The organism is Microcystis sp. M44BS1, from assembly GCF_020244875.1.
In the GTDB taxonomy this organism is placed as follows: domain Bacteria; phylum Cyanobacteriota; class Cyanobacteriia; order Cyanobacteriales; family Microcystaceae; genus Microcystis; species Microcystis panniformis.
Window position 1 is genome coordinate 1 of record NZ_JADBVM010000078.1, and the last position, 12,626, is coordinate 12,626.

At 43.5% G+C, this 12,626-nt stretch carries 15 protein-coding genes and 1 pseudogene; 14 read left to right on the forward strand and 2 right to left on the reverse strand.

The window, feature by feature from the left end:
- The 12 genes and pseudogenes from IM515_RS04765 to IM515_RS04820 all read left to right on the forward strand — a co-directional run.
- A pseudogene (locus IM515_RS04765) lies at positions 1–225 on the forward strand (hypothetical protein); the annotation flags it as partial.
- 18 nt (positions 226–243) lie between these two features.
- Positions 244–513, forward strand: a complete 270-nt coding sequence (rpsO, locus tag IM515_RS04770) for a 30S ribosomal protein S15 (protein WP_002741886.1) — start codon at positions 244–246, stop codon at positions 511–513.
- A gap of 24 nt (positions 514–537) precedes the next feature.
- Positions 538–1,002, forward strand: coding sequence for a PAM68 family protein (locus IM515_RS04775; RefSeq protein ID WP_002763019.1), 465 nt, complete (start codon positions 538–540; stop codon positions 1,000–1,002).
- 58 nt (positions 1,003–1,060) lie between these two features.
- Positions 1,061–2,116, forward strand: coding sequence for a 3-deoxy-7-phosphoheptulonate synthase (aroF, locus tag IM515_RS04780; RefSeq protein WP_287628422.1), 1,056 nt, complete (start codon positions 1,061–1,063; stop codon positions 2,114–2,116).
- Positions 2,117–2,182: 66 nt separating this feature from the next.
- A complete protein-coding gene (locus tag IM515_RS04785) occupies positions 2,183–2,836 on the forward strand; it encodes a Uma2 family endonuclease (RefSeq protein WP_353737135.1) in 654 nt (217 codons plus the stop codon).
- A gap of 7 nt (positions 2,837–2,843) precedes the next feature.
- Positions 2,844–3,500, forward strand: coding sequence for a Uma2 family endonuclease (locus IM515_RS04790; protein WP_287697892.1), 657 nt, complete (start codon positions 2,844–2,846; stop codon positions 3,498–3,500).
- A gap of 355 nt (positions 3,501–3,855) precedes the next feature.
- Positions 3,856–4,671 carry a Cof-type HAD-IIB family hydrolase gene (locus IM515_RS04795; protein WP_287628425.1) on the forward strand — a complete coding sequence of 272 codons (816 nt, stop codon included), beginning with the start codon at positions 3,856–3,858 and terminating at the stop codon, positions 4,669–4,671.
- Positions 4,672–4,831: 160 nt separating this feature from the next.
- Positions 4,832–5,566, forward strand: a complete 735-nt coding sequence (locus tag IM515_RS04800; protein ID WP_287628417.1) for a dienelactone hydrolase family protein — start codon at positions 4,832–4,834, stop codon at positions 5,564–5,566.
- Positions 5,567–5,662: 96 nt separating this feature from the next.
- Complete coding sequence (locus tag IM515_RS04805) at positions 5,663–6,520, forward strand: S1 RNA-binding domain-containing protein (RefSeq protein ID WP_043998706.1); 858 nt, start codon at positions 5,663–5,665, stop codon at positions 6,518–6,520.
- Positions 6,521–6,840: 320 nt separating this feature from the next.
- A complete protein-coding gene (locus tag IM515_RS04810; protein WP_287628416.1) occupies positions 6,841–7,698 on the forward strand; it encodes a DUF6671 family protein in 858 nt (285 codons plus the stop codon).
- Positions 7,699–7,711: 13 nt separating this feature from the next.
- A complete protein-coding gene (locus IM515_RS04815; protein WP_287628415.1) occupies positions 7,712–8,371 on the forward strand; it encodes a class I SAM-dependent methyltransferase in 660 nt (219 codons plus the stop codon).
- A 26-nt stretch (positions 8,372–8,397) separates the two neighbouring features.
- Positions 8,398–9,261: an NAD(P)-dependent oxidoreductase gene (locus IM515_RS04820; protein ID WP_287628413.1), complete on the forward strand. Its 864-nt coding sequence runs from the start codon at positions 8,398–8,400 to the stop codon at positions 9,259–9,261.
- A 306-nt stretch (positions 9,262–9,567) separates the two neighbouring features.
- Here the strand turns inward: IM515_RS04820 and IM515_RS04825 are convergent, their stop codons facing one another.
- Positions 9,568–9,918 (reverse strand): DUF760 domain-containing protein, encoded by a 351-nt coding sequence (locus IM515_RS04825; protein ID WP_002735620.1) that lies wholly within the window; start codon positions 9,916–9,918, stop codon positions 9,568–9,570.
- 134 nt (positions 9,919–10,052) lie between these two features.
- Positions 10,053–10,571: an SMC-Scp complex subunit ScpB gene (gene scpB, locus IM515_RS04830; RefSeq protein WP_002788024.1), complete on the reverse strand. Its 519-nt coding sequence runs from the start codon at positions 10,569–10,571 to the stop codon at positions 10,053–10,055.
- Between the two features lie 61 nt (positions 10,572–10,632).
- Here scpB and IM515_RS04835 point away from each other — a divergent pair, with 61 nt between their 5' ends.
- Positions 10,633–11,445, forward strand: coding sequence for an inositol monophosphatase family protein (locus tag IM515_RS04835; protein WP_287628411.1), 813 nt, complete (start codon positions 10,633–10,635; stop codon positions 11,443–11,445).
- Positions 11,446–11,603: 158 nt separating this feature from the next.
- A complete protein-coding gene (locus tag IM515_RS04840; RefSeq protein WP_287628410.1) occupies positions 11,604–12,368 on the forward strand; it encodes an ABC transporter ATP-binding protein in 765 nt (254 codons plus the stop codon).
- The last annotated feature ends 258 nt before the right edge of the window (positions 12,369–12,626 follow it).

Genomic DNA, 12,626 nt, shown 5'->3' on the forward strand with positions numbered 1-12,626 from the left:
AGTGGGGAAGTGGGGAAGTGGGGAAGTGGGGAAGTGGGGAAGTGGGGAAGTGGGGAAGTGGGGAAGTGGGGAAGTTGTCTCATCACCCCAAAACCCTATCACCCTATCACCCTATCACCCTATCACCCTATCACCCTATCACCCTATCACCCTATCACCCTGCCTCCCGAACAATGTTTACGGATCGACCAGAAACGTGATACTATAATAGATTGCAGTATTTAAGCAGAGATCACGAGTCCTATGGCCTTAACCCAGACCAAAAAACAAGAACTAATCAGCCAATATCAGTCCCACGAAACCGATACAGGATCATCGGAGTTACAGGTAGCTTTCTTAACCGAGAGAATCAACCAACTGACCGAACACCTGAAAGCTAACCCAAAAGACCACGCTTCCCGTCGGGGATTACTCCAGATGATCGGTCGTCGTCGGGGACTGTTAACCTATATCCAGAAGAAAGATCAACAACGTTATCAAACCCTGATTGGTCGTCTCGGAATTCGCCGTTAAGCATACCCCCTTTGCATCCCTACCATGGCCTCTGAATCGAAATCGACGGAGAAAAAAGAACGTCTCCCCTTTGAGCCGCGCCAAAATAAGCGAAAAACCCCGAAAATTGCCCCTAGTCCCGTGCCACCGCCCCTAAAAAATCGCTCCGAGGAAACCAGCTTAAAGGCGATTCCGCAAGTGGTCAGTCAACGGATGGCCAAACGGATGGCGGTATTTTGTGGCCTGCCGACGGCACTGGGGATAGCTTCCTTTTTTGGCTTCTACTGGATTATTAGCCACGATCTTCTCGAAATCCCTTCCTACGTCGCCATGCTCGTCAGTTTAAGCCTATTTGGTCTAGGTTTTATCGGTCTGAGTTATGGCATCTTCTCCGCTTCTTGGGATGAGGATCGGGTGGGGGATTGGCTAGGATGGCAAGAATTTCAAGCTAATTTTGGTAGAACGATCGCCGCTTGGCGGTCCGGCAAAAAAGAAGTGGAAGAAAAATAGATAACCTCTAGAAATCGTCAACAATAGAGATTAAAGGAAACAATAAAAGGTTAATGCCATGATTGTTGTCATGAAAGTTGGTTCCCCGGAAATTGAAATCGAGCGCATCGGTGCCGAATTCGAGGCATGGGGATTAAGTCCCGAGAAAATCGTCGGTAAGCATAAAGTTGTCATCGGTTTAGTCGGAGAAACCAGGGAATTAGACCCCCTACAAATCCAAGAATTAAGCCCTTGGATCGAAACCGTCCTACGAGTCGAACAACCCTTCAAACGCGCCTGTTTAGAATACCGTCACGGGGAATACAGCGAGGTTTTAGTCCCTACTCCTAACGGTGTTATCCCCATCGGCAGAAATCATCCCGTTAGCATTGTCGCCGGCCCCTGTTCGGTGGAAAATGAGGCCATGATCGTGGAAACTGCCAAACGAGTGGCGGCAGCCGGAGCGCAATTCCTCCGGGGGGGTGCCTACAAACCCCGCACTTCTCCATACGCTTTCCAAGGTCACGGGGAAAGCGCTTTGGAATTACTAGCGGCGGCTAGAGATGCCAGTGGTTTGGGTATTATCACGGAAGTAATGGACGCGGCGGATCTCCCTAAGATTGTCGAAATAGCCGACGTGGTGCAAGTGGGGGCGCGCAATATGCAGAATTTTTCCCTCCTGAAAAAAGTTGGGGCGCAACCGAAACCAGTCCTACTCAAGCGCGGCATGGCGGCCACTATTGAAGATTGGCTGATGGCGGCAGAATATATCCTCGCCGCAGGAAATAGCAATGTCATTCTCTGCGAACGCGGTATCCGCACCTTTGACAGTAAATATACTCGCAATACCCTAGATTTATCCTGTATTCCCGTTTTAAGAACTTTAACCCACCTGCCGATCATGATCGATCCTAGCCACGGTACGGGTAAATGGGAATATGTACCGACCATGGCCATGGCTTCCCTGGCAGCTGGGGCCGATTCCTTGATGATTGAGGTACATCCTAACCCGGCGAAGGCCCTATCTGATGGGCCGCAATCCTTGACTCCGGACCGATTCGATCGATTAACTCGGGAGTTAGCGGTCATTGGTAAGGCGATCGGGCGTTGGCCCCAAGTTCCGGCACTGGTTTGATAAGATACAAAGGGGGTGAATCAACCCCCTTTTTTGGGCATAAATTTCGCTGTTTTCGGGGCAGTTATGGTGACAGTTCCTCTAGAGTTAAATACTAGCGAAATCCGGGCAGAAAGACGGGTTACTTTTTATCATCTCAGTTGGTTATCCTATCAGCAAATTTTACAGGCACTAGGGGAAAATAATCGCGCCCATTTATTTTATGATCGTGGCACTTTAGAAATTACTATGCCCCTAGAAGAACACGAGTTTTATCGAGAATTAATCGGATTATTTATTCGGATTTTGGTGGTAGAATTGGGTTTAAAAATTAAAAGTATGGGTTCCACAACTCTAGTTAGGGAAGATTTAGAACGAGGAGCAGAACCTGACAATGCCTACTACATTCAAAATCAAGCTAAAGTGCTGGGGAAAAGGATTAATTTAACTGAAGATCCGCCCCCAGATTTAGTGGTGGAAGTGGATATCACCCACACGGATATTAATAAATTAGCACTTTATGCCCGTTTGGGAGTGCCGGAATTATGGCGTTTTAATGGACAAATCTGGCGCATTTATCGGTTAGACAAGGGGGGTTATCAGGAAGGAGAATTTAGTCCCACTTTTCCCCTGGTTCCCAAAACTAAACTCTATGAATTTTTAGCCACTGCTAAAGAGGATGAAGTGAGGGCAGAAAAGAATTTAAGAGCATGGCTTGTTAGTCAACTAGCTAAAAGTTGAGGTAATTATGGTGACAGTTCCTCTAGAGTTAAATACTAGCGAAATCCGGGCAGAAAGACGGGTTACTTTTTATCATCTCAGTTGGTTATCCTATCAGCAAATTTTACAGGCACTAGGAGAAAATAATCGCGCCCATTTATTTTATGATCGTGGCACTTTAGAGATTACTATGCCCCTAGAAGAACACGAGTTTTATCGGGAATTAATCGGACGTTTTATCTATTTTTTGGTGTCCGAATTGGGTTTAAAAATTAAAAGTATGGGTTCCACAACTCTAGCTAGGGAAGATTTAGAACGAGGAGCAGAACCCGATAATGCCTACTATATTCAAAATCAAGCTAAAGTGCTGGGAAAAAGGATTAATTTAACTGAAGATCCGCCCCCAGATTTAGTGGTGGAAGTGGATATTACCCACACGGATATTAATAAATTAGCACTTTATGCCCGTTTGGGAGTGCCGGAATTATGGCGTTTTAATGGACAAATCTGGCGCATTTATCGGTTAGACAAGGGGGGTTATCAGGAAGGAGAATTTAGTCCGACTTTTCCCCTAGTTCCGAAAACTAAACTCTATGAATTTTTAGCCACTGCTAAAGAGGATGAAGTGAGGGCAGAAAAGAATTTAAGAGCATGGCTTGTTAGTCAACTAGCTAAAAATAATTAACCAGAGCAGTTTTTGATGTAATTAAGTACCTAAGCAAAATTAATTACACATATCTAACTAGAGCTTGCTGAATAAATCTAAAAACCTTGTTGGGTAAGACTTTTAGACCTTTTGTCAATCAAAAAATACTGGATATAGGAGTGATCGGGGGGAAATTTAGGCACTTTTTCCCTGAAAATTAGGTAATTGGCCACCTCAAAACTGGTAAAACCCTACACCCCCCCGATGTCGGGGGGGTAGGGGGGGCCACACCCTACCCCCACGAAAAACTTTTTGCCGTAAACCCTAATTATTACCCTTTTTGAGGGCGGAAGTGGCAAACTATTAACTGTTGACTGTTGAATGGGAAAAGACTGTGGATATTCGCTTAATCGTTGTTGATGTGGATGGAACGATCGCCGGGGATAACAATCAGGTTAATCCGGCTGTGGTGCAAGCTGTCTCGGCCGTCCAAAAAAAGGGAATTCCCGTCGCTATCGGCACTGGTAGGATGTACCGCTCGGCTTTACGCTTTCATCAACGCCTTAAATCCACTTTACCTATAATTGCTTACAATGGCGCTTGGATTCAAGATCCTGTTTCCCAAGTTCACCATCGACATACCCCCATTTCCCCCGACTTGGCGATCGATCTTTTAGATTATCTCGAACAACCCCAATGGAAGGAGAAAATCTCCCTTAATTTTTATATGGACGATGTGCTTTATGTGCGGCAATTAAATGCGGAAACGGAATTCTATCGGCAGCGATCGGGTATTATTGCCGAAGCAGTGGGAGATTTACGCAAAGTGGCCCACAAAACTACTAAAATCCTGGCCATGGGGGAAGATAAGCAATTTATCGCCGAGATTTGGCAGCATTTACAGCAACGCTATCAAAATCAAGATTTATACTTTACCCAATCGAGTCCGACTTTTTTTGAAGTTACCCACGTTGAGGCTACCAAGGGAAGTGCCACCCAATTTTTGGCCGAAGATATCCTAGGATTACAACCAAAAAACGTTATGGCGATCGGTGATAATTTTAATGATGTTTCTATGCTCACCTATGCGGGTGTCGGTGTCGCCATGGGTAATGCTCCCCAAGCCGTTAAGGATCAAGCCGATTGGGTTGCCCCCAGTGTAAACTTAAATGGGGTGGCTGCGGCCTTGGAAAAGTTTGTTTTAATTTGAGGAATGGGGGAATGGGGAAGTGGAGAAATGGGGAGATGGGGAGATGGGGAATGGGGAGATGGGGAGATGGGGAATTTCAACTAAAACCCTACAACCCTAACACCCTAACACCCTAACACCCTAAAACCCTAAAACCAATCCGCTTTTCACCGAGAAAATTATGACTATTAATACGCAAACTGTTACGATTCCTAACAAAGATATTGACATAGATGCCTATTTAGCCATTCCCGATCGAGGGGGAATTTATCCAGCAATTATCGTGATTCAGGAAATATTCGGCGTAAACGACCATATTCGCGATGTTACCCGCAGAATTGCCCAAGAAGGCTATATAGCGATCGCTCCTGCCATTTATCAGCGATTTGCTCCCGGTTTTGAAACGGGGTATAGTATGGCAGATATCGAAATCGGTCGTCAGTACAAAGAACAAACCAAAGCAGCCGAATTAATCAGCGATATCCAGGCCACCATCGATTATCTTTATAGTTTGCCACAGGTGCAAAAAACCGGTGTCGGCACGATCGGTTTTTGTTTTGGTGGTCATGTGGTTTATCTTGTCTCCACTCTAGAGGATATCAAAGTTACTGCCTCTTTTTACGGTGCAGGAATCACCACGGGAACCCCTGGGGGTGGTCAAGCGACAGTGAAGGTGACTCCCCAAATCAAAGGGACAATCTACGCATTTTTCGGGGTGTTAGATACCAGTATTCCTCAAAAGCAAGTGGATGAGATAGAAAAAGCATTAACCCGTTATCAAATTCCTCATCGAGTTTTCCGCTATGAAAACGCCGACCATGGCTTTTTCTGCGACCAAAGGGCTAGTTATAATGCTAATGCGGCCAAATCTGCCTGGGATCATGTGCTAGAGTTATTTAGCCTTCTTAAATCTTAATGGTCTGACTCCTCAAGCTTCAGCTTACACTGGAAGCAGTTCGAAATTATACTTGTAACCATTCTATTTATCATGACACCGAACCCAGCCTTTTCCATGGACGATTTTGCCAAAGCTCTTGATCAATACGATTATCAATTTGAAAAAGGGCAAATCGTGCGCGGGAGAGTCGATCAACACACCTCCGATGGAGCATTCATCGATATTGGCGGCAAATCCTCCGCTTTTATTCCTTTAAGGGAAATTTCCCTCGAAAATGTTACTTCCATTCCCGAAGCTTTACCTATAGGTGCAGAATTCGATTTTCTGATTACCCGTGGACAGGATGCGGAAGGACAAGTTACCCTGTCTCTGCGGCAATTATTACTACAAAAAGCTTGGGAAAATGTCAGGGAAATCTCTGAAAGTGGCAAGTCGGTACAGCTGCGCGTCACGGGGGTGAATAAGGGGGGAGTGACGGGAGAAGTGGAAGGATTAAAAGGATTTATCCCTCGCTCCCATTTAATCGAAAAAAATGATTTAGATTCCCTGATCGGACAACTTTTAACCGCAACTTTTATTCAAATCGATCAAGAAAATAATAAATTAGTTTTATCTCAGCGAGAAATTGCTCGCGCTAACGCTATCAGTCAATTAGCTGTGGGTAAATTATTAAGTGGCACTGTGGTTAAATTACAACCCTACGGTGTCTTTGTTGATTGCGGTGGAGTGACGGGATTACTCCATGCTAAACAGGTGACGGGAGCCTCTTTTAATTCTCCCATGACTTTCTTTAAAGTTGGTCAAGCAATTCAAGTGGTAGTTGCGGAAATTGACGAATATAAAAACCGCATTTCCCTATCTACAAAAATCCTGGAAGCGCACCCCGGGGAAATTCTCGAAAACTTTGCAGAAGTCATGGAAACAGCAGCAGAAAGATTAAAACAAGCTCAGGGAAAAACCCCAGAAACTTAGTGTAGGGTGGGTTAGGCGACAATAACTTAGATATTTTACCACCTATTTAGTATTCGCCGTAACCCACCATCAGTTATCAGTTATCAGTTATCAGTTATCAGTTATCAGATGTGAGTTAGCGTAGGGTGGGTTAGGCGACAATAATTTAGATATTTTACCACCTATTTAGTATTCGCCGTAACCCACCATCAGTTATCAGTTATCAGTTATCATTTATCAGTTATCAGTTATCAGATGTGAGTTTTAAGTGGACAGTCTTAAGTAGGAAATTGCCGTTTTCTTTTCGCTGATTGCTGTTTTTTACTTTTTCCTTGATCAAGATGTTTCAAGAAAAGATGTTTCAAGATCGGATAGCAATTTTAGGGACTATGCACGGAAAAGAGCGGGTAATAGCGCCGATTTTAGCGCAAGAAATAGGTCTTAAGGTGATTGTACCCGATAATTTTAATACCGATCGCTTTGGCACTTTTACCCGGGATATTAAGCGCATCGGGACACAAATTGAAACCGCTCGCAGGAAAGCACAAGAAGCGATCGAGCTTTCGGGATACGAGATAGGAATTGCCAGTGAAGGTAGTTTTTATCCCCATCCCAACTTGCCGTTAGTTTCCTGTAATCGTGAATTGATTTTATTGCTCGATCGAGTCCATAATCTAGAAATAATTGGTCAAGCAATAGTCACGGAAACTAATCACGCTCACCAAACTGTAACTAATCTAGCAGCTGCTTTAGAATTTGCCGAAAAAATCGGGTTTCCTAGTCATGGTTTAGTGGTGATGTTTGATAAAAATTCTCTCGACTCCGAGCAGATTTTTAAGGGAATTACTGACGAGAAAAATTTCGTTAAAATTGTTGAAGATATTCTTGACAAAAACGGCAAAGTACACCTAGAAACCGATATGCGCGCTATGCACAATCCCACGCGGATGAAAGCAATTGTTGCCGCAACAACAAATCTGGTGCAGAAACTTAGTCAATTATGTCCTAATTGTGGTTGTCCGGGGTTTGATATTATCGAAAGAAAAGCGGGTTTACCCTGTGGTTTATGTCACTTTCCCACCTCTTTAATTAAACTGGAACTATACGGTTGTCAAAGCTGTGATTATCGAGAGGAAAAACTCTTTCCCAACGGTGAAAAAACCGCCGATCCGATGTATTGTGAATATTGTAATCCTTAAGGATAGCTTTTCTATGGAAAGAATTTTAGAACCAGAAGTAATGGATGATCGGGAAGAAGCGATCGAATATGATGCCATGGACTTCACCGAAGTTAATACTAATTTTGCTAAAGAAGTCGTACAATTGGCCGGCATTAATGCTAGGGTGTTAGATGTAGGAACTGGCACTGCACGCATTCCGATTATGCTCAGTCAACTGCGTCCCCAATGGCAAATTATCGCTATTGATCTGGCCGATTCTATGTTAGAAATTGGTCACAAAAATATCCTGAGTGCTAACTGTCAAGAACAGATCAAATTAGAAAAAGTTGATGGAAAAAATCTTCCCTATCAATCCGAGCAATTTGATTTAGTTATTTCTAATAGTTTAATCCACCATCTCGAAAATCCTCTGCCTTTTTTAAGGGAAATTAAGCGAGTTTTAAAACCCAATGGTGGCATTTTTTTAAGAGATTTATTCCGTCCCGATTCCGAGGAAATAATCCAGGGGATGGTGAGGGAAATCGATCCTAATTTTTCTCCCCGACAAGCGCAACTATTTAAGGATTCTCTCCATGCCGCTTTTACCCTAGCAGAAATCGAAGATTTAATCCAGCAATCGGGATTAAAAAATGTTAAAATTTATCAGTCTTCCGAACGTCATTGGACAGCCATAAAAACAAGTAAAAACTAATCAATAAATCAGGAAAAAAGCGAGTTATGAAAGTTGGATTTTTGGGAACAGGATTAATGGGAACGCCAATGGTAGAAAGATTATTAAATCAGAAAATTACTGTTATTGCCTATAATCGCACCTTAGAAAAATTAGCACCTTTACAGCAGTTGGGAGCCAAAACAGTTAGCTGTCCTGAGCAAGTTATTCAAGAGGCAGATTGTCTAATTTTAATGTTAACTAATGCCGCCGCTATCCAAGAGGTTTTAGGATTAAATTCCGAGCAATCTAACTTCAATAATCGGACTATTATCCAGATGGGAACTATTGCTCCTTCTGAAAGTAAACAACTGCGAGATCAAATTGTGGCTAAAGGGGGAGAATATCTAGAAGCACCCGTGTTAGGAAGTATTCCCGAAGCTAAAAATGGGACTCTCTTAGTTATGGTGGGAGCAACGGAGAAACAGTTCCATCAATGGTCAAATTTATTAGCAAATTTTGGTCAAGAACCGATGTTAATCGGGGCAGTGGGAACCGCTGCGGCGTTAAAATTAGCTTTAAATCAATTAATTGCCTCTCTAACCAGTGCTTTTGCTTTGAGTTTAGCTTTTTTATCCCAGCAAGGAGTAGATATAGAAAAGTTCATGACTATCCTGCGTCAAAGTGCCTTATATGCGCCTACTTTTGATAAAAAATTAACCAGAATGTTAGAAGAAAATTATGCTAACCCTAATTTTCCCACTAAACATTTACTCAAAGATGTCAATCTCTTTTTAGAGGAATCGGAGAAGTTAGATTTAACCACTTTTCCCCTAACAGGAGTACAGAGCCTTCTGGAAAAAGCTTTAGAAATGGGATTCGCAGAGGACGATTATTCAGCTTTATACGGGGCGCTGAAAAAAGAATTATAAACCGCTTGGCAACATCAAAACGACTCTCTTTGGTTTGTCTAGTCGGACAACTGATAGGAGAAAAACTGGTAAAAGGCTTTAAATTTTCCTTAAGCTTTGTTGAGGTGGCCAGAAGAGGGGGTTAGAGTGGGAAGTGATGGAATTTTGGGCATATTTTCCTATGACGCTGACTGAATTTGGATTATTAGCGGGTTTACTTGTCCCCGGTATCCTGCTCTCGATTTTGGTGATGGTGAGTTTTGCCAAAGGGGGTTAAAAACCGATAGAGACACCGATGAAAGTGTCTCTATCTTTTTGGGGTGAAGATTAATCTATTTTTGGTTTTTTGCCTAATTTAATTGATTCTGTAGCTAACAAAATTGATTCTAAATGATGGCGCTTCTCCACTTGACCGAGGAAATAACCCGTCATCATCGCTGAAGCGAGAAGATTAGCCAAATTCTCGCGGTCGGTGGTAATTTGTACCGCAAAATCCTCTGAGGGCAGCATTCCCACCAATCCCCTGACGTTTTGCGAGATAATATCTTTAATTTCGCTACTGACGGATTGGGCTATTCTCTCAAGGGTTTCAGGATGCTGCTGCTGGAGATACTGCATTAGACAGTTATCATTTTGTTCTTCGGTTTCCCAGGGAAAAAAATCAGGATTAAAAGTCATCAGAACTCCCACGCTGTAGTGGTTATTATATCTAGGTTAACAAATCGCTCTTCTTGATTGCCTGAAGTCCCCCCCATCTTCCTCAAGTTTAGCTCAGTGATCAAACATTCACCCTTAATATACTCTCTCTCTCCTTATTCCCGATCGGTAGCTTCCAGAATACCCTGTTCTCTAAGATTGTCAACCTCGAAATATTGATGAAATTTATCGGTTACTTCCAACCAGTACGATCTACCTTCATTTTGCTTGCGTTTTCTCACAAATCCTCGTTCTACCAAGTCCTGAACCTGTTGATAGGCCGTACTGCCTCGTAAATTAATTAAATCCGCTTGTAAAATCGGTTCTTTTAGTGCGATCGCTGCCAAAGTGCGGAGGGTTCCCGTGCCTAATTCGGCCGGGATCAGGTCTTCGATCAAATTCTGATAAGCTGACCGCAATTGTAAACTATAACCGAGGGGGGTTTCCACCACTTCCAAGGCACTATCCCGGTGAGCATAATCGGACATTAACTCGATCATGGCATCTTCCACCGTCAAGCGATCGCTGTTGGTTAATCTCACCATCTCGGTTAAGGAGACAGGCTGCCCTTTTAGGTAAAGTATCGCTTCTAGACGGGTAGCTAGTCTGATCTCCTGGTGGGGTTCCGCGCTCAATCTCGACTACCTAAGTTTAGACAATGATTTGATATTCTACTAGAAGACGAACGAGAAAATTATGGAAACTTTTTGGAGTCAGGTTTTAGACTTTTGTTATCAGGCTACCGGCCAGGTTGGCGATCGCCTACTAGCTGATTTTGGCAAATTACAGGCCACCAATAAAGCAGACGGGACTTTAGTGACGGATGCCGACCGTTGGTCCGATGGCGAATTGCGATCGCTAATTGCCCGCACTTTCCCGGATCATGGAGTCTTAACCGAGGAAACTACCCATATTTTCCCGGATCAAGAATGGTGTTGGGTAGTGGATCCGATCGACGGCACGACTAATTTTACTCGCGGTATTCCCATCTGGGGCATTTCCCTGGGACTTCTCTACCGGGGGACTCCCGTGTTCGGATTTGTTTATCTCCCCTGCCTGAAACAGTCCTATTATGGTTATTGGTACGGTGAGACGGATTTAACCGGTCCAGAGGGGGCCTACTGCAACGGTCAACCGATTCACACCAGCGACGATTTTCCCAGCAAAAATCATCTGTTTAATCTCTGCGCTCGTAGTACAGATGTATTCAAAAATCCCTTTCCCTGCAAAGTGCGGATGATAGGAGTAGCTAGTTATAATCTGCTTTTGGTTGCCGATGGCACTGTCTTGGGAGGAGTGGAAGCAACCCCAAAAGTCTGGGATATTGCCGCAGTTTGGGCAATTCTACAGGCCGCAGACGGGGTATTTATCTCTTTAGGAGAAAAGATTTTTCCCTTACAGGTGGGGGAAAATTATAGTGATCGCTCCTATCCCTGTTTAGCCGTAGCTCGATCGAATTTAGCGCCGGTTTTCTTGCCTTTAGTCGGTTTTCTCAAGGATGTTGCTTGAATGGAGAATTGCTCAGGTTAGAATAGCTGCATTTATTCGTTTTATCTCTATTTATTTATAGCGGTTCTCACACCTGTGTGGCACAGTTAAACCTTTGCTGATTAAGCTTTTCAACATCGATAATGTACCTCTTGCGAACAGCAAACCCTATTTATTTCATGAGTTTTGATACTTCCTCTCTCAGCGAACGCAACGATAAAGCCGAAGTCTATCAACCGGTAATTATTCGCCTCGAAAATGTGTCTAAAATCTACGGCAGTGGCGAAACCATGGTTAAAGCCCTTAATAACATCAATTTAAGCCTAAAAAAAGGGGAATATTGCGCTATTATGGGCGCTTCGGGTTCGGGAAAATCCACAGCCATGAATATTATCGGCTGTCTTGATCGTCCCACCTCGGGGTCCTATTATCTAGAAAATCTCGACGTTTCCACGCTGCCGGATGGGGATTTAGCTCAGATTCGCAATCGCAAAATCGGCTTTGTTTTCCAGCAATTCCATCTTTTACCCCAGATGAGTGCGCTAGAAAATGTCATGTTACCGATGATTTATGGTGGGGTTCCTCCCCAAGAAAGAAAGGAAAGAGCGATCGCTGCTTTAACGAGGGTAAAATTGGATAATCGACTGCACAATAAACCCAATCAATTATCGGGGGGACAACAGCAGCGCGTCGCTATTGCTAGGGCAATTGTCAATCAACCCATATTATTACTTGCTGATGAACCGACGGGGGCGCTAGACTCGAAAACTACCCAAGAGGTGATGGCTATTTTCTCGGAATTGAATAACAGTGGCATTACTATCGTCATGGTAACTCATGAGGCCGATGTGGCGCGTCACTCTCAGCGCATTATCTGGTTTAAGGATGGTGAAGTGGTTTATCCTAATCTCGCACCGACGGATTTACAGGAGGTGATTGGGTAGGGTGGGGATTTTTCAGTTATCAGTGAACAGTAATCAGTAAACAGTGAAAAGAAAACGACAACTTCCTATATAACTGATTCAAAGCTGATGGCTTACTGCTATAGGTTTGAAACTATTGGTTCTTCGTTACTTGGTATGGTTCGATAGGGGGGCATAAATCGACTAAATCCTTATCTGGCAAGAGACTTAATTGATTAGTTCGCTCTAGAGCAAAAACAATTGACAAAAATCGCTAAATGCCTTTCTATATAAGGGTTC